The 20,274-nt window shown below is 37.5% G+C and carries 13 protein-coding genes; 4 read left to right on the top strand and 9 right to left on the bottom strand.

The window, feature by feature from the left end:
* Nucleotides 1–107: 107 nt before the first annotated feature.
* Both IPH66_11655 and IPH66_11650 read right to left on the bottom strand, forming a co-directional pair.
* Nucleotides 108–3,545 carry a SpoIIE family protein phosphatase gene (locus IPH66_11655; protein MBK7130003.1) on the bottom strand — a complete coding sequence of 1,146 codons (3,438 nt, stop codon included), beginning with the start codon at nucleotides 3,543–3,545 and terminating at the stop codon, nucleotides 108–110.
* Between the two features lie 169 nt (nucleotides 3,546–3,714).
* The gene (locus tag IPH66_11650) at nucleotides 3,715–5,202 is read right to left on the bottom strand and encodes a SpoIIE family protein phosphatase (GenBank protein MBK7130002.1); all 1,488 of its coding nucleotides are present in this window, start codon (nucleotides 5,200–5,202) and stop codon (nucleotides 3,715–3,717) included.
* A gap of 65 nt (nucleotides 5,203–5,267) precedes the next feature.
* On the opposite strand from IPH66_11650, the gene IPH66_11645 reads away from it, so the two are divergent.
* Nucleotides 5,268–6,371, top strand: a complete 1,104-nt coding sequence (locus IPH66_11645) for a DUF1624 domain-containing protein (protein MBK7130001.1) — start codon at nucleotides 5,268–5,270, stop codon at nucleotides 6,369–6,371.
* A 257-nt stretch (nucleotides 6,372–6,628) separates the two neighbouring features.
* Here IPH66_11645 and IPH66_11640 read toward each other — a convergent pair whose 3' ends face one another.
* Nucleotides 6,629–7,963 (bottom strand): choice-of-anchor B family protein, encoded by a 1,335-nt coding sequence (locus IPH66_11640; GenBank protein ID MBK7130000.1) that lies wholly within the window; start codon nucleotides 7,961–7,963, stop codon nucleotides 6,629–6,631.
* 168 nt (nucleotides 7,964–8,131) lie between these two features.
* Complete coding sequence (locus IPH66_11635; protein MBK7129999.1) at nucleotides 8,132–9,670, bottom strand: hypothetical protein; 1,539 nt, start codon at nucleotides 9,668–9,670, stop codon at nucleotides 8,132–8,134.
* A 214-nt stretch (nucleotides 9,671–9,884) separates the two neighbouring features.
* Here IPH66_11635 and IPH66_11630 point away from each other — a divergent pair, with 214 nt between their 5' ends.
* Nucleotides 9,885–10,952 carry a DUF3137 domain-containing protein gene (locus tag IPH66_11630; protein MBK7129998.1) on the top strand — a complete coding sequence of 356 codons (1,068 nt, stop codon included), beginning with the start codon at nucleotides 9,885–9,887 and terminating at the stop codon, nucleotides 10,950–10,952.
* A gap of 105 nt (nucleotides 10,953–11,057) precedes the next feature.
* Here IPH66_11630 and IPH66_11625 read toward each other — a convergent pair whose 3' ends face one another.
* From IPH66_11625 to IPH66_11615, 3 genes are all read right to left on the bottom strand, one after another.
* Nucleotides 11,058–11,735 (bottom strand): hypothetical protein, encoded by a 678-nt coding sequence (locus IPH66_11625; GenBank protein ID MBK7129997.1) that lies wholly within the window; start codon nucleotides 11,733–11,735, stop codon nucleotides 11,058–11,060.
* A 68-nt stretch (nucleotides 11,736–11,803) separates the two neighbouring features.
* Nucleotides 11,804–13,030, bottom strand: coding sequence for a hypothetical protein (locus tag IPH66_11620; protein MBK7129996.1), 1,227 nt, complete (start codon nucleotides 13,028–13,030; stop codon nucleotides 11,804–11,806).
* 113 nt (nucleotides 13,031–13,143) lie between these two features.
* A complete protein-coding gene (locus IPH66_11615) occupies nucleotides 13,144–13,671 on the bottom strand; it encodes an ORF6N domain-containing protein (GenBank protein MBK7129995.1) in 528 nt (175 codons plus the stop codon).
* A 269-nt stretch (nucleotides 13,672–13,940) separates the two neighbouring features.
* Between IPH66_11615 and IPH66_11610 the strand changes: the two genes are divergently transcribed.
* Nucleotides 13,941–17,084: a DNA polymerase III subunit alpha gene (locus IPH66_11610; protein MBK7129994.1), complete on the top strand. Its 3,144-nt coding sequence runs from the start codon at nucleotides 13,941–13,943 to the stop codon at nucleotides 17,082–17,084.
* A 2-nt stretch (nucleotides 17,085–17,086) separates the two neighbouring features.
* Here the strand turns inward: IPH66_11610 and IPH66_11605 are convergent, their stop codons facing one another.
* Nucleotides 17,087–17,575 (bottom strand): hypothetical protein, encoded by a 489-nt coding sequence (locus IPH66_11605; protein ID MBK7129993.1) that lies wholly within the window; start codon nucleotides 17,573–17,575, stop codon nucleotides 17,087–17,089.
* A 187-nt stretch (nucleotides 17,576–17,762) separates the two neighbouring features.
* Between IPH66_11605 and dinB the strand changes: the two genes are divergently transcribed.
* Complete coding sequence (gene dinB / locus IPH66_11600; protein ID MBK7129992.1) at nucleotides 17,763–18,968, top strand: DNA polymerase IV; 1,206 nt, start codon at nucleotides 17,763–17,765, stop codon at nucleotides 18,966–18,968.
* 335 nt (nucleotides 18,969–19,303) lie between these two features.
* On the opposite strand, the gene IPH66_11595 is transcribed toward dinB, so the two are convergent.
* On the bottom strand, nucleotides 19,304–20,119 hold the full coding sequence (locus IPH66_11595; protein ID MBK7129991.1) for an outer membrane beta-barrel protein: 816 nt from the start codon (nucleotides 20,117–20,119) through the stop codon (nucleotides 19,304–19,306).
* Nucleotides 20,120–20,274 lie beyond the last annotated feature (155 nt).

Genomic DNA, 20,274 nt, shown 5'->3' with positions numbered 1-20,274 from the left:
TTAATTAAATATTACCAATGTGTTATTGCAAGATAATCTCACATAATTAAAATTTGACTGCCAGTGAATGAAAATGTATTGAAATTGGTGCGCTGTCTAACGCAGTATCAAACGCGAAATGCAAACACCAACACATCATCTAATTGCTCAAGATCACCCTTCCAACTCATAAAGTGTTCTTCCATTTTCTCTTCTTGGACATGCATTGGAAGATGATGAATTGATTCAAAAAATTTAATCAAATTAGCATGTTTGAGTTTACCACCTTTCGGGCCACCAAACTGATCAGGATATCCATCTGTAAAGAAATAGAGCACATCACCTTCAACTAATTCAATCATGCGCGGCTGAAAAGATTCAGTAAAATAACCACCGCCCACGGGCATTTTATCAGCAGGTAAATATTGAGACTTTCCATCACGAATGAGTAGTGGATGATTTTGAGCTGAGGCGTAGATAATTCTTTTCTCTTCCGTGTCAAACCGAATCAGCGTTCCATCCATTCCGTCTTTATTTCCATCAACTGCTAAGTTATCTATCAGTTTATTTCTTACATAGTCAAGCGCAAGATTAGGAGATGCAATTTGTTTTTCAACCAGCGCTTCATTCAGGTAACGAATATTCAACAAGCTCATAAAGGCCCCCGGCACACCGTGACCGGTGCTGTCACACACTGCCATGTAGAAACCTGAATCGGTTTTTGTTGCCCAATAAAAATCACCGCTAACAATATCTTTTGGTTTAAAAAATATAGTGTATTCAGGTAGGTGATCATCTAAAAATTCATCATGCGCCAGCAAGGATGTTTGAATGTTTTTTGCGTACGTAATACTTGCGGTAACTTCTTTATTTTTTTCTTCAATGATTGCTTTTTGCGCTTCAATTTCAACCACTTTTTCTTTTACTTCTCTGGTTCTGAAATCAACGGCCAACTCAAGTTTCATTTTATCATATTTGAGACGCCGTTCACGATAATAAACAAAGGCATAAACCAGAGCCATGGCAAAAATAATTTCTACCAAAATAAACCACCACTTCCACCAAAATGCAGTATCAATAAAGAACGGAACAGCAATAGTTGCACTTGCATTTCCATACCCATCAATACAGCGTACCTGAAAATTGTAATCGCCGGGCGCAAGATTGGTATAGGTAACACTGTTTTGCTGATTGGTTGTTATCCACAATGAATCCAAACCAACTAAACGGTATTGATAAGATTTTCCACCAGGGGCATACAAGAGATCAGATGCAAATTCAATGGTGATAAAATTTTGTGTCCATTTCAAATCTTGTTTACTTGAAATAAATTCACGCGTGCCAGCTGTTGTCATGGTATCTTTTCCAATAGCTATAGACGAGATATAAATATTTGGCGGCTCACTATGATATTGTACGCGCTTAGGATTAAACATGAGCAAACCATAATTTGCCGGAATAATAACTTCCTCACGTTGATGACGACGAATGAAACGATCAGTAAACCCTCCTGCATCAAAGCCGTGTCGTTTATTGAACCGGAAAGATTCTTTGGTGCTTGGATTGTATCTCACCAAATCATTGGCTAAGGCAATCCATAAAATACCTTTTTGATCTCTGGTAAGACATTTTATTTGATCATCTTTTTTTAATGATAAATCTTGAATGATATTGGTAATTTCACCTGAACTATAATCAAATGCATAGAGCCCGTTTGCACCTCTCAACCAAACAACACCATAATGGTCAATATGCAAAAGATAAATGGCTGAATCAGGAAAATTCTTGTAGGGATCAAGACAACTATAGGTTTCAATTTTTTGTTTTCCGTGATCATAAATCATGAAAGAATTTGAACTGGCCAATAGAAAAAAGTTTAACGAATCAATAGATTCAAAAGTTCCGTATCCGGCTTCTTCACCAGTTGCAATTTTATGTGATAAATTGAAGATGGGTTTATGTTGCCATGATTTTGTGTTCAAAATAGAAATGTGTGCAGCTGTAGTATTATCAGCCATTTTTGCTTGTTCAGAATTTCTAACCAGGGCAAGAATTTCATTGTGTCCGTTATATGCCTCGGGTGTCCAACCCACAAAACGTGACAAAGTTGAAAAATCAAGTTTTCCGGTTGAAGGATAATAAGCTACCAAACCACAATAAGTACCAATAACGTACGCATTATTCATCTCATGAATTACCCCAACAAAATTTGGATTATTGAAATTGAATTCTTCAAGCGCCGGATTTTGTTTCATGGCCTTCATAAACGGTTCACGAATTTCAACACGATAGGTTTCACCTGACTCCATGTTATATACTGACATGCCGTTGCCATGTGCAATTAAAATGTTTTTATTGTCTTGCGTAACCAACATGTAATTGATGGCAAACATTCCTTGCGCTACATGCATGCGCTCAGCTTGTAATTGCGAATTTGAAATTATCTTCACTTGTTCTTCAACCGGACAATATACGTCAATGCCACCACCTCGTGTTGCTACCCACATATTGCCGTATTGATCTTTTTCAATATCACGAATTACATTACCTGACAAACTTGAGGGATCATTTACATCTCTGCGTATATACCCAACATGATTATTAGACTTGTCATACACCATGATGCCGTCAACCTCAGTAGCAAACCAAATGATTTCATCTGATTCATGAATCATGTAGCGCACGTTGTCAAAAGTAATGTGTCCTGAGCTGGTTAATAAATCTTTGTTCAACCCTGTAATGCGCAAAATAGTTTTGTCTTGATGATTAACATAAAACAAACCGGTGTAAGTTCCAACCCACCAATTTCCTTTTTCATCTGATTCTACAAAATGAACAATTCGGAAAGCCTGTTTCAGTTTAATAGATTCAATTTCATTTTCAGCTTGATATTCATCTATAGAAAATTTTGTAAACTTTTCAGTAGTTAGATTATAGAACGATAAAAAATTGTTGAATCCATCACCCTCCCAACTTGATATAATGAGTTCATCTCTATCTTTTTGTGCAATATGAGTTACAGCGGTGGTTTGTAAGGCAGTTGAATCATCTTCATCAGGCACAATGCGCTTGAATTTCATGGTGGTCATATCCAATCTACACATTCCACCACCCCAGGTACCAATCCAGAAATTTCCACGGTTATCTTCAAAAAATGAACTTGCCATTGCACCGGGGAAGGTGGTAATATCAGCAGGATTATGTTTGAAGTGTACAAATTTTTCTGTCTGTGGATCAAAGCTTGAAATAGCCTCGCGCTGATAACCTATCCACAATATTCCGTTCTGATCAAAATATAAGGTGTGAGGTTTGAAATCTAAAAGTCCGGTTGAATCATCAGTGAACGGGTAAATTCTACCTGAGTGACCATTGTATCGCATGAGTCCCTTTTCAGTTAGCGCCCACATGGCACCATCTGCATCAAACTCCATGTTGTAAACTACATCTGCCGGAAAACCATTGGTTGGATCAAAGTGATGAAAATTATAATCTAACTCTGTTTGTGCTGTCAGAGAAATACTCACCATGAATAGGAGCAAAAACAAGGAGTTAAACGGTTTACTCATTCTAAGTGAAGGTAGAAAATTTCACCCAATCAATCATCTGTTTTCAGATTAATGCAGATTATTCACAGATGAAATGCTGTATTGCAAGCATTAAAGAATTATCGTTTAACGGAATAGCACGGTTTCCAAACAAAAAATTAATTAGCAAACGTTGAAAGAAATTTAGACACTAAATTCTCACACCAATTACCAAAATATCATCCACCTGTTCATGGTCACCACGCCAGTTTTCTATGGCTTCATCCAATTTACGTTCTTGCTCATCTACCGGCAAGGTACTCACCTCAACCAGTAAGCGATGAAATTTTTTCATCATGAATTTTTTACCTTGATCACCGCCAAACTGATCAGCATATCCATCAGTGAAAAAATAACACATATCACCCGCTTGAACTTCAATTACATTATTGGTGAAATTATCACGTTCCATACTGGCGTTACCAATTGGAAATTTGTTTGCCTTGTACTCAATCATCTCACCTGCTCTCACCAAGCAAAGCGCACGATATGCGCCGGCGTATTGAATTTTATTTTTATTTGCAAGATCAAAACTCAGCAAGGCAATATCCATTCCATCTCTGGTTTCTCCATATTTACCATCTTGCTTTAAAACATTCGTGATGCCTTTATGTAACAAATCCAATACTTTACCCGGTTCAGTTACTTTGCGTTCACGCGTAATATGGTTCAGCAAATCATTGCCAATCATACTCATCAAAGCGCCTGGTACACCGTGTCCCGTGCAGTCAGCAGCAGCAATCAAAGCATGATTATCTACTAAAGAATAATAATAAAAATCACCGCTGACAATATCTTTTGGTTTATACAAAATGAAAGATTGCTTGAATGTGCTGAAAATATCTTCTTTAGGAGCAAGAATAGCAGACTGAATTCGCTTTGCGTAATTAATGCTATCCAGAATATCTTTATTTTTTTGTGAGATGATTTGATTAGACTCTTCAATTTTTCTTTTTGCTTCTTCGTCAGCTCTCGCAATTTGTCTTACCAAACGCAAAATAATGATGGCAATAATCAGAATGATGACTAAAGTAATGGCCAAATTTTTAAATAGTTTTCCATGCGCTTCAGCAATGAATAAATCAAACATGGCATCAACTTCAACCATGGCTACTACTTCACCTTTTTTATTTTTTACCGGAGCAAGCGCAGTAAGCCAAGTTCCAAACTCATCTGTGTATTGATGTATCACACCTCCTGTTTCATAAAAATCTAAAAACTCTTGGCTGTAATCATCATAGGGATCACGAACATACGGTGAATCAAGTGAGTTCATGATATAATCCATCGTGAGATCTTCATTCAGTACCAGCGTAGCAATTTCTGATTCCAGTTTGTTTGACTCAAATGCATGATGCAATGGTTTCCACAATTTATAATAGAGACTATCATCCGTATTTGACGTGAGTTGTCCGGGCTCAGAATAACGGTTGCAAATAATTTCATGCTCATCACCATCAATTTGAAATGCCACGGTATTGGCAATTGCTTGAAGTCTTGCCAGTTCATTTTTTTCAGCTTCAGCTAAAAAACTAAAATAAGTACTGAGCACAAAATAGGTTGATAGTACTACCAATCCGGTAAAAACCGTGTATACAATTTTTTGACTGGGTTTAAGCTTGGTGAAATATGTTAACATAGGTTTATCCAAAACTAGCTGTACAATGATACTAAATTCTTGCGTATTCTTTTTACTTTTCCGGCATGAAGGAACGGGACAACAGTATTGACATTTTGCGCGGACTGGCAATTTTTTCAATGATTGCAGCCAATATGGCACCTTATAATTATGCAGAACCACATCCGTTTTGGTTCAGAATTTTTGGAAGTATTGCCGCTCCTATGTTCGTTTTTTTGGCCGGTATGATGGTCAGTTATACTTCTACTATTAAATCTCATCCGCTGCCATATTATGTAAAAAGAGCATTAGCTACTTTGGTGGTGGCCGCTTTTATTGATGCCGTGATATGGGATATTCTTCCGTTCATAACGTACGATGTTCTTTATATCATTGCGCTTGCAATGCCTGCTATTTTCTTTTTTAATAAACTGAGTCTGCTGCCGCGAATTTTTATCCTGATTATTATTTTTTCTGTCACCCCTCTTCTTCAGTTTTATTTGGGATATGCCGAGTCTCCATCAGAAGTAATTTTATCAGATGGAAACATTTCAAAACAAGTTTCAGAAATTGCAGTTTGGAAACAATTTTTGCATGAAGGATGGTTTCCTTTTTTCCCCTGGATAGGTGTTGCCCTTGCAGGTGCCATGGTTGGTTCATACAAATTGAAAACTGAAAAAGCGGCTTTCAATACCAAGGTCTTTTTTGCAGGTTTAGCCATGATGCTTACCGGTCTTGCTCTCTGGTATTTTTTCAGTCCGGCGGTGATGACTAATGATGGATACCTTTCAACCACTAAGCCCCAACTGTTCTGGAATGTATTACTAACGCGTGACGGATATTCTGAATTGTTTTATCCGCCAACTTTGTTTTTTATGTTGACGTATATTGGATTTATTTTAATCTTGATTCCGCTAACAGATAAACTTCAACATCTGATGTTCTTAAAATGGCTGCCGGTGTTCGGTCGGTCGTCCATGCTGGTTTATTTATTACACACGGTATTTATTGCTTTCTTTTTTTCTAATGAAAATCTTTTTGAAGGTGGAATTGGTCAACAATCTCTGATAATTTTTTCCGGATTATTTCTTGCTCACGCAGCCCTGATTTGGGTAATCTGTTTTCTCATTCAGAAATTTAAAAAAGGGAAACAGTTTCCGTTTGCGGTTAATTTTATTTTGGGTGGATAGAGAATAGATTTCTTTTTTGAGAATTAGGGATTATGCTTTTAGTTAGGCACGAGCAGGATGCTCGCGCCAGCGGGGTAATACCTTTTGTTTCTTCTTTCGCTTTGCGTAAGGCACGGGCAAGATGCTCGCGCCGGCGGGGATTCTTGATGCGCGCATTAATTTCTTATCCCTTCGGGATTTTTTGGAAATTGACACTTCATGACTTGAATATTTCCAAATGATTTTTTTGATAGAACAGCTCGGAGACTCTGCAAAAATTAGCCTACTACAAACTTACCGGTTTCTAAAATGGTGTTGTCATCTTGAAAGATGGAATAAATGTAAACTCCGGCTGATAAATTTAATGGTATGGCAACCCAGTTTAGAAAATTTTCTTGCGTGTAAATTAGGTCTCCGCTTATCGTACTTACTGAAAAATAAAGATTTTCTTCATCTAACCAAGGACGTGGAATGAGGTAACGATTGCCGTCAATAAAAGGTGAACCGTTCACGTAAGAACCTTGTTGTGGACCGTTTTCAAGTAAATTAACCGGGAACCAAAACAAATACAAACCACTTTGTCGGTCTGATACCAACACGTAATTTTTTTCTTCAATCACTGCTACACCCCAAGTACCATTCATCTTGAATTCAGCATTTGGCAAGTAGGTGTCATACGAACCAATTTCACGAACCGGAGTAGATGACAAATCGTAAATTCTTAATCCTTCATTATAATAAGCACAAAACAAAAGATTTTCAAGTAAGACAATTTCATGCGGAATGTTTTCGTCAAAATCTTTGGTGCCGAATTCTTGATCAATTTTTATATCGGCAAAATGATCCAGATAACATAGTTTTATTTTTGTTCCTTCAGTTTCATCTGTAAATGCGTATTGTTTTTTTGAATCTGCAAAATATCCGCTGTGATTATAGCCTTGATTTGCGTAAAAATCCAATTGACCTAACATAACGGGCACAGGACCGGAAAAATTATAAATTTTGAGGCCGTCAAATCCACAATTTAAAAAGGCTGTATCGTTCACTACATGACAGTCATGGACATAGCTAACATTATTGAAGTCAGACAACAAAACCGGATTGATTGGATCAGAGATGTCAAAAATTTTCATGGCAGCATTGTTGGTGCCACACACATATAATTTAGCGGTTAGCGTGTCAGCACATAAAGTGTGTGCTGTATTGAAAAAAATATTGCTGTCATAAATCACCGAAACCGAATCAGGCAAATACGATAAATCCATTATTTGCAAACTACTTAAGCCCTCATCACACACAGCGTATAAATAGTTTTCATACACTGTGTAGTCACGGTTTTCAGCTGTTAATCCCTGATATTTACCCGGAACAAAATCAATAAACCGCAGTGATTCATTTACAATTTGACAAATATGTGCACCCTGAGAAGAGCCTATCACGGCGTAATAATTTCCATTTTGTTCAAAGGCGAAAACTTCATTAAATCTCACCTCTTCAGGTCCGGCAGAAAAAGAAGTATCTGTCCATTGATCAAGAAACAAAACATTTTGTACCTGCTGTGAAAAACAAGGCGCAGACAGCCAAAGCAATAGTATAAAAATGAAACGCATCATCTTGTGGTGCTAAGGTACTTTGTTTTTTGCTTGGCTTTGAAAAGAAAGGGGTTGAAAACGCAATTATTTGCAAATTTTAATGGATGATAAATCCACAAACAACTCTTTCAATTTGATTTCGCCTGGAATGATTTTTAGCATTCCCCCAAAATAACGCAACATGGATTTTCACAACTTCTCCGCAATAAATACTTCAGCAAATTTTTTATGCTGAATTTTACTTTTTACCCATGCGTTAAAATTGAAATACTCAAAAACCACCGCCTCTTTTGGGTCTTTAGCAAGCTCATCAAGTTCTTTTTGAAAACTGATCAGTTTATCTTCTAATTCAAACTGGTTATTCTCTTTTATCAACTGATTTACCAATTTAAGATACAAAGCCTCAAACCGGTATGTTTGATTTCTGCTTTTAAAATAGCGCTTTACGGAATGTATTGCATAAGGCAAGTAATCAAAGTTTTTTAGTTCGTAATGCACAATCAAATTAATCAACATGCTGAAACAATAAATATCTTGTTTCTGGTCTAATTTTGATTCGTTGAGAATGGAGTTTATCCACTGCAAAGCCTTGGTATAACTACCATCAGAGAGATAAGCAACGGCAATTTTAAAGTCTATGTACGCTTTTCGGATTGGATTAATCTGTCCGTGATAGAGTTCATAACCTGCTTCTATTTTTTCAACTAAAGAGATTGCTTTTTTAAAGTCGCCTTGCTCACCTAATAAAAATAATTCTAGGCTGTAGAGGGATGAGAAATATTTCAGTTCAAGATCCGTACTCCATGGTTCATTGTCTTTTTTTAGTTCTCTGAAAACATTCAGATATAAACGTGCCTCAGCGTAGAAGTGCAGTTTGGTAGCAACGTAAACCAGGTTAGTCAGCAAAGAAAAAAAGTAGTTTGGTTTTTCTGATTGAAGAATTGGATTTTCACTCATCAACAGATAATTTGCCTTTAAGTGATGAAACGAACATTCCAAATCATTCACAGCAAAATATAAAGCGCCTTTTGCGTGGTGATAAAGATACCGCGCCGTAACTGATGCTTCATTCATATTGACTTCATCTAAACGATCAGCAATTTGCCGCACTTGAAGTACTGTTTGTTCATCACGCACTTTACCCTTCTGATTAATTTCATGAAAAAGCAAACTCTTGAGATGCCATAATGCGTTGCATCGATCAATTTCATTGAGTATTTGCTGCTCCTCAAGTCTTATTTTTTCAAGTGATTCAGGTGTTGCTGATGAGTAAAGATTGTTTTCAAGTAATACTTTTTTTCTATTGCGTATTTCAAGCATGAGATAAAAACGATCAGCTTTTTCTGATTGCTTTTCGGCACTACTTAGAATTTTTTCAGCATGACCGTAGAGTCCCTTTCCGGCTAAAATATCAGCACTGTGCAACTGCCTGTACAATTGAGCGTCAGCTGAACTGGCGGAATAAAATGAGTCAAGACTCTTTAAAATATTGTTGTACAATCTTCCTTTGGTGATAGAAAATTTATTCAACAATGCTTGCCCTTTAAAATCTTCAAAAAGTTTTACCTCATCATATAAATCCATTTTATCTATATAATCAAACAGCACCACGTACCCATTTTCATCACCAATAGTATGCCGAGAAGCATAGAGTTTAAAATATCTTTTTTCAGATTTGTTGAGACTCTTTATGAGTTCAAACAAATTAGATGAGGCTTTATTAGACATAGCACGAATCTTTGGATTTACGCCTAAAGTATCCAATTAGTGGGTTCAACAAGACTGGATATAGAATACGGTAGTTTTAAATGAGTGAGGTGGGCATTTTGTTGATTCAACGGAACCACAAATGTTTATCTTTGTTTGACAACCCAATGTTTTGATTTGTTTTTCAGAGAATTAATTTTTTGAAAAATCTATCCTGACATCATAATTTTCATTCATGAAATCACAAAAGGAATTTGAGAAATTTTTTGAAACGACCTTGTTGCCAAAATTATCATCAACAGAAACTGAAAAAGAATTAATCAAGAAAAGAATTTCATTTAAAAAGTACGGTATAAATGTAATTATACTAGTTTGTTTTGTTGTGTTTTTGGCGATATTGAAAAATTATAGACCCTCACTACCTGATTTGGTATTAGGGCTTTCATTTTTCCTGACAGCACTCTACGTTTTCTTTGCTCCTTTGGTCATTTTTATAAGACGCAATCTTGCCTATAGTAAAGTGGATGAAATATCCGTGAAAAAAGATTTGGTGCCTGAACTAATAGAATTCATAGATAGCAATCTCAAGTATGAGCAAAACGGAACCTTGCCGGCCGGGCTTTATGATGTGCATCTTGTTTATCTCCGTACTAAATCATTTCCAGAATGTCGTTCATCAGATTTGGTGAGCGGAAAATTGGATCAGTGGAACATTCAGCTGGCAGATACCACTGCCTTGGTTGGCAGACGCGGAGGCTCAAAAGAAGACAGAACAAGACTTGATGCTGCTTATGCTGTTTTGGAATTACATGAACTTACTCATGGCTCTATTTACATCAGTCACTTAAATACGTTCTCAGCTGCCCTGTCAGAAAGCATGCAATCGGTTGAAAGTTTTAAATCACAACTTAACCAGATAGTTCAATCCGTCACAGCTTCAAATAGAGAATTATTTGATGATAATTTGCCTGAAGGTTTTGTGTTGACAGAAACAGGACATGCTGATTTTGATAAACACTTCAAAATTGCAATGCGAGAAAATGAAAGTGGTGATAAAATTTTAACCCAAGACTTCTGCCAAAATTTAAAGAGCGTATGTGATCAAACAAAATTCCAAATTGGCTTAGCTATTAAAGGAAATCAACTACACGTAGCCATTGAAAATCTTAATTTGTTTGAATCAGATGTACATGCCACGTCAACATCAAAAGAAGGAAGATTTTCAGCTTATACCTGGTTCAATGTTTTTAGTGCTATTAAACAAATTGCAGACCTTGTTGAACGGACGAATGGGGTTATGTGATTTTATTACGAGTCTGTCTTGTGATGTTGTATGTTGTGGCGTCGCGATTAATCGCGACGCCACAACATACAACATACAACAGTACAACAGTACAACACCACACAATCAATACTCCTTCACGTAACCATTCGCATCACGTTTGGGTGATTTAGTGGCTGGTTTTGTCACGTATGGATCTTCTTTCTTGATTTGCTCAGGCTTTGTTTTTTGTGTCTCTTGAGATATTGCTTTTGGCTCAACCTCTACCTTGCATTCACCGGCATTTTTAAATGATTTTTCTGCAACCGGTTTGTATATGGTCTGAATTTTATCAAACAATTTTTCTTGCTTAAAAATCTGAAGAGCATTAGTGATCTGATCAAATCCTTTTGCCTCCATCATCAGCACGCGTTCTTTAATTTTCCCTTTTTTATCTTTAAACGTGATCACAAAAGCAGGATTGAGCATAACTTTTTTCATGTTGATGGCAAGTACTTTTTCTCGCTCTATTACATTTTGGTTAGAACGTTTTCTCCATCGCAATAAAAAATACAATGATAAAATTGCGCAAACAAATAAGTAAACGCTGTCTTGTGTTTTACCTATTTGATATAACCAGTTTCCACCAAGCAAAAATCCAACTAGCACCATCAGAAAAAACAAGGTAAAAACAGAATAAACATTAGTGTCCTTCTTTCTGAGCACCGCATTCACATCATGACTATCTGTAATAACTATATACTGAGGCAAAACATAACAATAACCATTTGCCAAATTGAAGTGAGGAGCGCTTTTCTGATACATAACTACCGTTTAAATTTTCAATGTGATTTAAAAGATGGTACTAACTGAAAATCTATATTACACATTTTTTAATTACTATAATCACACGGCATGAGATTATAAGACTCACAAAAACGTGTATACGTTGCTGAACCAAATCCATCTGCTGTTTCATGTTTTTCAATTCCGGAATCTTCTTCATAAACCGTAATGTAATATGGAGTAAATTCATTGAGTACATCACGATATCCATTCACGTTGAGATCAACTTTTTCTGAGCGCACAAAAAACAACGTGTATTTTGTATAATCTTGAAAAATTGTCACCAAGTAATCGCTTCCAATATCGTCATTGTTATCATCTTTGCGAATGCAAGAGGTTAAGAGGTAATTATGATCCACTAATTGAAAATAATCAGCACCGCCGTTTTGGCAATTTTCTTTCATAAAATATCCATCTGTTCCTTCTGAAAGTTGGCAACGTTTTGTTTTGAAGAATTCCAGCTGCTCAATGCACGATTCATAAGTACATCTGAATCCGGTTTCCCAATAAGAATCACCAAGATTTTCTTTCAGATTTTGCCATTGCCACACCAGTTGATAATGAATTTCACGATTTGTACCCTCGCCGCCCAAGTTACCTGTTTGCGCATGATCAAGATAAATGGTAGCAGGTTTTTTTCCTCCTTCAACAAATGTAAAATCTTCTTTGTGCCCATCAAGCACTCCGTCATTCATGGCGTAGTCTGAATTTGCCATTATTTCAGTGTTCTTTAATCCATTTAATCCGTCAAACAATACAATCTTTTTGGAGGCTATGATTCGATCTCTGAAACTTTTTTCACTTGAAAGCAAAAAATCTTTCGAATTGTCTTTTTGAAAATCGTACGATGTACTAAAATTTCCCTCATAAATAGTGGCTTGAATTTGATTCTTGTTTAACCATTCAGGCACTTGAGTAAAAACGTCGTTACCTGCCTGAATATTTTGAAAATCCGTATTTCCGTTTAATACAATGCTGAACATGATATTCAGTTGATAGTCATCAAACGATTCTTGAAAATTATATATTTTAAATCCGGCTGATCCTTCAAAAAAAAGATTTCCTGATACTTCAAATCCGGGAGAATTTTGCTCTGAAGCCATTCTGAATTTTTTTACTGATTCAATAAACGCTTCATGACTACTGGTATCAGGTGCATCCGTAATCACTTGGGTGGTATCTGATGGTTGTGAGTTAGACGTTTCACTTTGTCCGGCACATGAAAAAAACACAACACCTATACACAGGCATTGTAAGAGTTGAATTGGGTTCATTTATTCGTTTTTTGTGGTGTGAAGATATTTATTTTAATTCGGATAAATTGCAATGAAACCCATATAAGGATTTGTGTTAGGCACGAGCAAGATGCTCACGCCAGCAGATTTTTCTATTTTTTAAATCCAATTTTCACTCGCTCAGGTTCGGTTTCTTGTTTTGTAATCAGCTTGGTGAGATAATCAAAAACTAATTCTATTCGCTCATCTTGTGAGTTGATTTTTTCACGCAGTCCCTCAAGCTCTTTCAACATGTCTTTATTTGATAGAATCATTTCACGCATCTGATTAAATAATCGCATGATGCGGATGTTGACTTCGATTGCTCTTTCACTTGACAGAACAGAGGATAACATTAATACTCCATGTTCGGTGAAACAAAAAGGCTTGTGCCGCAATCCTTGTTTGTCGGATTTGGAGGTCGCAAATTGCGACCTCCAAATTTCAAACTCCGGCTGAGACATTTCAAACATAAAATCTCCCGGAAATCTTTTAATATTCCGCTTCACCTGTTCTTTGAGTCGTTTGGTTTCTACTCCGTACAATTCAGCCAAATCTCTGTCCAGCATCACTTTTTGCCCTCTGATTAAATAGATTTTATTTAGCAGACGTTCATCGGGTATAATCATTTGCTCTGTCATTTGTTTTTATTTTTTTCTCATCATCCCGTAGGCGGAAGTCGCGGCTTCCGCCTACTGCGGATTAAATAAATAATATCTTAAATCGTTTTGAAATCGGAGAACTCGATTGTATTAATGACGTTTTCTATGCCAAATTTAGTTATTTATCTCATTGAATATTAATAAACACAGAATTGAATGATTATTTTTTAGTCGCTTTATTGATTATTTTTTAATACATTTGAAAAGCAAAAACGAATTTCCCTGATCAACCTAAAAAACGAATCTGTATTTACCTCAACTCGCACACATATTACAGTTTGCGTTACGGGACTCTCAGCCCTGATAACTTACTTGAACTGGCGGCAAAAAACGGCATTTCATCATTTGCATTAACTGACATCAACAATACATCAGCCTGTCTTGAGTTTTTAAAACTGGCACCGCGTTTTCACATTCATCCGGTAATTGGGGTTGATTTCAGGAATGGCGTTGAACAACTATTCATTGCGCTGGCAAAAAACAACGCCGGCTTTGAAGAGATCAACCAATATCTCACTCCGTTTCTGCAAAACAAATCTGAAACTGAATCAGGTGTCTTGCCTATTCCTGCTCACGCACCTGAATTTAAAAATGCATGGGTCGTTTACCCTTTTCAGCGCAATCGGTTTTACCATTTGCGTGAGCATGAGTTTATCGGAATTTCTCCGGCTGATTTAGATTACGTGCGCATCAAAAAAACGGATCTTTCACGCGCCGTTATTTTACAGCCCGTCACTTTTCAAACTAAAAAAGATTTTAATGCACACCGCTTACTGAGAGCCATTGATAAAAATGTTTTGCTGAGTAAATTGCCTGAGTCAGAACAAGCACAACCTGAACATCGCATGTTGCCCTTGCATGAATTGATGGACCTCTATAAAGATTATCCGCAACTGATTGAAAACACCCGATACATTCTTGAAAGCTGTGATGTGTTTTTTGATTTTTCAGATGAGGCTGAGCCACAGAATCAGAAATATTATCTGGGTAATGCAGAAGAAGATCAAAACATGTTAGCGCGTTTATGTGAAGAAGGTATTCCGTACCGGTACACAAAAAAAACAAAACAAATTCAGGAGCGCATTGAGAAAGAACTGACCACCATTCAGCAAATGGGATTCACCTCTTATTTTTTGATGAACTGGGATATTGTTTCGTACGCACGCTCTAAAGGATATTTTTATGTTGGCCGCGGCAGTGGTGCTAACAGCGTTGTAGCCTACCTGCTCCGCATCACCGATGTGGACCCAATTGAACTGGATCTGTATTTTGAAAGATTCATCAATTTATATCGCACAAATCCACCGGATTTTGACATTGATTTTTCATGGCGCAACCGCGAAGATATCACGGATTATATTTTCAGACGATTTAAACATGTGGCACTGGTTGCTACCTATAACACCTTTCAGCGCAAAGCTGTGATACGCGAATTAGGTAAAGTTTTTGGTTTACCTAAAGAAGAAATAGATAATCTCGGAAGCCGCATTCCATCAGACCGTGACATCAATCAAATCAGTCGTCTGGTATTAAAATACAGCGAATATATTCATGGTTTTCCAAGTCACCTGAGTATTCACGCAAGCGGAATTGTGATATCAGAAAAACCCATTCATTATTTCACCGCAACTTTTTTGCCTCCCAGAGGATATCCAACCATTCAATTTGATATGCATATTGCCGAAGATGTTGGCTTGTACAAATTTGATATTCTGAGTCAGCGCGGCTTGGGTAAAATAAAAGATGCCATAGAAATTATTCGCAAACGACGACCTGATGAACCTGACATAGACATTCACGATCTGAAGCGCTTCAAGCAAGATGAACGCATCAAAGAAATGTTGCGCAACGCAAAAGCAATTGGTTGTTTTTATGTAGAGTCTCCGGCTATGCGTATGCTGTTACGTAAACTGCGTGTTGATGATTACCTGGGTTTGGTTGCAGCCAGTTCAGTGATCCGACCCGGTGTGGCACAATCAGGCATGATGCAGGCTTATATACAACGCTTCAGAAATCCTGAAAGAAGAAAAGATGCACACCCTGTTTTATTAGATCTGATGCCTGAAACTTTTGGTGTGATGGTGTATCAAGAAGATGTGATTAAAGTAGCACATTTTTTTGCTGGTCTTACCCTGGGTGAAGCTGATAAAATGCGACGCGGCATGTCAGGCAAATATCGCTCACGTGAAGAGTTTGAACAAGTGCGCCTGAAATTTTTTGAAAACTGCCACCGCATGGGACACGCACCCGAAGTAACAGCTGAAATATGGAGACAAACAGAAAGTTTTGCCGGTTATGCTTTTGCCAAAGGTCATTCCGCTTCATACGCTGTTGAAAGTTATCAAAGTTTATTTCTCAAAGCATATTATCCGCTGGAATATATGGTAGCTACTATCAATAATTACGGAGGATTTTATCAAACAGAACTTTATGTAAATGAAGCGCGCTTACACGGCGGAAAAATTCATCCACCTTGTGTAAACATGAGTGAGTATGAAACCACCTTGTATGGTCAGAATATCTATTTAGGATTTCATCTGTTGCACAATTTTGAAACACAAATTGCTTCTGAAATTGTACATGAACGTGAAGAATTTGGTGCGTATAAAAACTTCAATGATTTTATTGACCGCATAAAATTTTCATTGGAGCAAATCAGTATTCTCATTCGCGTGGATGCATTCCGTTTCACCGGAAAAAGCAAACGGAGTTTATTGTGGGAAGCACATTTTAAAATGCAATCTTCCCATGCCCAACCCCGTAGGCGCAGGTCGCGACCTGCGCCTACGGGGTTGGAATCAGAAATGGATTATGGCATGAAAGATTTATTCCGCATTCAACGACCCGAATATGAAATTCCTGATCTGCACAGCAATGTATTTGAAGATGCGTTTGATCAGATAGAGTTGCTGAGTTTTCCGCTGTACAATCCGTTTTTATTGTTGCGTGCTGATGATACACCGGCCGTGCTGGCAAAAGATCTTCATCAGCATGTTGGAAAAATTGTTTGGATAAAAGGATATTTAATTCACCGCAAACATGCGCAAACAAAAAAAGGCGAAATTATGTGTTTCGGAACTTTTTTAGATGAAGAAGGACAATGGTTAGACACGGTACATTTTCCTCCGGTGGCGCAGCGGTATCCGTTCCGAGGAACAGCCGTTTACAAAGTGCGTGGCCGGGTGAATGAAGAGTATGATTGCATTCACGTTGAAGCAGAATACATGGAGAAAATGGAGGTGATGGAAGACCCTCGGTATTCAACAAACTCCGTAGGGACAGGTCGCTCCGTAGGGACAGGTCGCGACCTGTCCCTACACGAGGACGTAAAAACCAACAAAGAATTGCGCAAGAAGTATGGGCGATTTACAGCTAGTTCAGGAAAAATTTAATTTTAAAACGCATATCCAAGTGAAAGTCCAAGCGCAGGGAAAGCAGAAAAGCCATCGTCTGGTTCTTTTGCGAACATATATCCCGCTAAAAATTTCACGGTTATTCCGAAATGAGTACTAACATTTACTCCTATATGAGGTTCAAAGGCAAACATAGAGTAGTTACTATCAACAAACAGCGGTTTCAAATCATTTGGGAGAATAACCTTGACATCAACCCCTGTATAAAAAAACGCTTCACCTTTACCTATATTAAAATCATACCCGAAACCAGCATATTCTATAAAATAAAATCCCAACCCTGCATAAGTGGATGCAGTCATAAATGTGCGTTCACGTACACAGAAATTTCTTGCGTACGAAACGCCCAGCAAACCGCGATGGAAGAAACCACTCTCGATAGAAAGAACATTTCTTCTTAATTTATCTTCCTGTGCATTTAATTTGGCCAACAGAGTGAACAAAAGAATGAAGACAAAGAAAAACCGCATATACCTAGTACGTTGATTATGATTAAACCGTTGGTTTTTGAAATTATTAAGTACTAAGAAAACAATTTGATTTCGTGCTGTTTAAAATTACATATCCGTGAAAAGAATCTCATATTTTAACTAAATAAGTCCACATTATGCTGACAATTTACAGTAGACACCTACGCATCTTTTACCCTAAACCCTAATGAGAACCATTATTCATCTTGACTTAGACACCTTTTTTGTTTCATGCGAGCGGTTGATTGACAGCAGGCTCAATGGAAAACCGGTGTTGATTGGCGGCACATCAGACCGCGGTGTGGTGGCATCATGCAGTTATGAGGCACGTAAGTTTGGTATTCATTCTGCCATGCCCATGCGTATGGCCAGACAGCTTTGTCCTGAGGCTATTGTGCTGCGGGGAAATTCAGGCGTGTACAGCAAATATTCAAACATGGTTACGGATATTATCAAAGAAGCGGTACCGGTGTATGAAAAATCTTCAGTAGATGAATTTTATGCTGATCTCACCGGCATGGATAAATTTTTTGGAACGTATAAATATTCTGCTGAACTGCGTGAGCGCATTATACGTGAAACCGGTTTGCCTATTTCATTTGGATTATCAGTCAATAAAACTGTTTCAAAAATTGCCACGGGTGAAGCCAAACCCAACAACAAAATTTTTGTAGGTGCGGGTTCTGAAAAAAATTTTCTGGCTCCTTTATCGGTCAAAAAAATTCCAATGATTGGCGATGTGACTTACCGTGCATTGTGTAATCTGGGCGTAAAAAAAATTATCACCATTCAGGAAATGCCGGTAGAAGTGATGGAAAAAGTGTTTGGTAAAAACGGCATTCTGATGTGGAAAAAAGCAAACGGAATTGACAACACGCCCGTAGTGCAATATCATGAACGCAAATCAATTTCAACTGAGCGTACCTTTGACAAAGACACCATTGATGTGCGCAAACTGGAAAGCATCATCACCGCTATGGCTGAGAACCTGGTTTTTCAATTGCGCCGCGGCAACAAACTAACGGCTTGCGTAACCATTAAATTACGTTATTCAGATTTTCAGACATACACACTGCAGAAACAAATTCCGTACAGCGCATCAGATCATCATATCATACCGGTTGCGCTGGAATTATTCCGCAAATTATACAATCGTCGTTTGCTTGTTAGGTTGATAGGTGTTCGGTTCAGTCATTTGGTTGAAGGCGGACATCAAATTAATTTATTTGAAGACACAGAAATTATCAACCTGTATCAGGCCATGGATAAAATCAGAATTAAATACGGTGACCGCGCCATCATGAAAGCTGCCGGTATGGAAGCTAAAACAATAGGTCGCTGGAATCCCTTCAACGGTGAACCGCCGCCTTTGTTGGCTAACAGAAGGGTGTGAGTAGGACTTAGGTTTTAGGGGTTAGGGGTTAGGACTTAGGGGTTGGAAATAGTGATAATACTTAATTCGTACTTTCTCCCTAACACCTATGTCCTAATCCCTAAAACCTAAGATGATACCTGAAATACGTTGACCGTTTTTTTTACGATTGTACAAAAAAACATTCCCCCTAATTCACGTTTGAACCGGGGGAATGTCGCTCCATGAAAAATCTACTTTTTTGCTATTGTATTTTGACAGGCCGGATTTTTTTTGGCTTACTCATGCTATGAAAATTTACTAAATCCAGTGTCGGTAAAAAGTAGCGCGATGTGAGTTTTTCAACTCAGTATTATTTAAAAATGGAGTGATGCTCCAAATGTCAGTGGATAGGCATTGGGTGATTTTCCATTTTCGTATAGCGAGAGTAAGTTGTAGTTCACAAACAATCCAAAATCACGGAAACCTAAGCGCGCTGTAGCACACAACTGGAAAGGGTTCAAGTTGTATCTTCCTTTTTCTTTGTGATCATTTTCGCCGCCAAAAACATCATACACATATTTCACTTTTGAGCTCATGCGAATACCTCCAATGGCACCAAATGCAATATGAAAATTCTTGTCTTCAAATTTTGAGGTATTGATTTGAAACAAAACCGGCACGTTGAAATAATTCACACGCAATTGGTTTTTGGTGAATCCTGTTGTGAGGGTTGAATCATACATGCCCCAGGTTGAATCAGCATTAGAGGCAAGTCGCAGATGATCATTGTCAAAACCATATCGGCTATTTGTAAACCCTATACCGGTTACAATTCCAAAATAATCTTTCACAATACGAATGCGCTGCTCTAAAAAATTAAAACTATATGAGAATGATTGAGCAGGATCACAATTCAAATGTTCAGCACTGAAATCAGATTTAAAATTATCGTTCATCAACACATTTACACCTAAATCAAAACCTGACCAATAGGTGAGATCCGGTTTGTCATCTTCGTCCATCTCTTTCCATTCTTCAGAACCGTATTCATAATCTTCAACAGGAATGGTGTCATTATCAATGATGATAAATTCCATGGTGCCCACTTTAAATCGAGTTGTATCTCCGGCGGTTTGCGCAACTGAAGTCAGTCCGACTATAATTGCAACTATGCTAAGTATCTTTTTCATATTCTTATTTTTTTTCTGTTGGTGACTAGCACCTGTATTACTAGTTTTCTCTTTTAATTGAGTTTTGTTTTTAAACTTTTTGTGTGTTTTAAGTTGCGCTTGCTTTGCAAAATCACCTGGCCTTGGTGTACCCGTTAGCTACCGGGTTATTGCAT

Source organism: Crocinitomicaceae bacterium (genome assembly GCA_016708105.1).
In the GTDB taxonomy this organism is placed as follows: Bacteria; Bacteroidota; Bacteroidia; order Flavobacteriales_D; family Crocinitomicaceae; genus JADJGJ01.
This window is presented reverse-complemented; position numbering and strand designations above follow the sequence as displayed.

Bases quoted from the DNA above. Each gene is read 5' to 3' on its own strand.
- IPH66_11655 (MBK7130003.1), bottom strand. From the start codon at position 3,545: ATGAGTAAACCGTTTAACTCCTTGTTTTTGCTCCTATTCATGGTGAGT.
- IPH66_11650 (MBK7130002.1), bottom strand. From the start codon at position 5,202: ATGTTAACATATTTCACCAAGCTTAAACCCAGTCAAAAAATTGTATAC.
- IPH66_11645 (MBK7130001.1), top strand. From the start codon at position 5,268: ATGAAGGAACGGGACAACAGTATTGACATTTTGCGCGGACTGGCAATT.
- IPH66_11640 (MBK7130000.1), bottom strand. From the start codon at position 7,963: ATGATGCGTTTCATTTTTATACTATTGCTTTGGCTGTCTGCGCCTTGT.
- IPH66_11635 (MBK7129999.1), bottom strand. From the start codon at position 9,670: ATGTCTAATAAAGCCTCATCTAATTTGTTTGAACTCATAAAGAGTCTC.
- IPH66_11630 (MBK7129998.1), top strand. From the start codon at position 9,885: ATGAAATCACAAAAGGAATTTGAGAAATTTTTTGAAACGACCTTGTTG.
- IPH66_11625 (MBK7129997.1), bottom strand. From the start codon at position 11,735: ATGTATCAGAAAAGCGCTCCTCACTTCAATTTGGCAAATGGTTATTGT.
- IPH66_11620 (MBK7129996.1), bottom strand. From the start codon at position 13,030: ATGAACCCAATTCAACTCTTACAATGCCTGTGTATAGGTGTTGTGTTT.
- IPH66_11615 (MBK7129995.1), bottom strand. From the start codon at position 13,671: ATGACAGAGCAAATGATTATACCCGATGAACGTCTGCTAAATAAAATC.
- IPH66_11605 (MBK7129993.1), bottom strand. From the start codon at position 17,575: ATGCGGTTTTTCTTTGTCTTCATTCTTTTGTTCACTCTGTTGGCCAAA.
- dinB (MBK7129992.1), top strand. From the start codon at position 17,763: ATGAGAACCATTATTCATCTTGACTTAGACACCTTTTTTGTTTCATGC.
- IPH66_11595 (MBK7129991.1), bottom strand. From the start codon at position 20,119: ATGAAAAAGATACTTAGCATAGTTGCAATTATAGTCGGACTGACTTCA.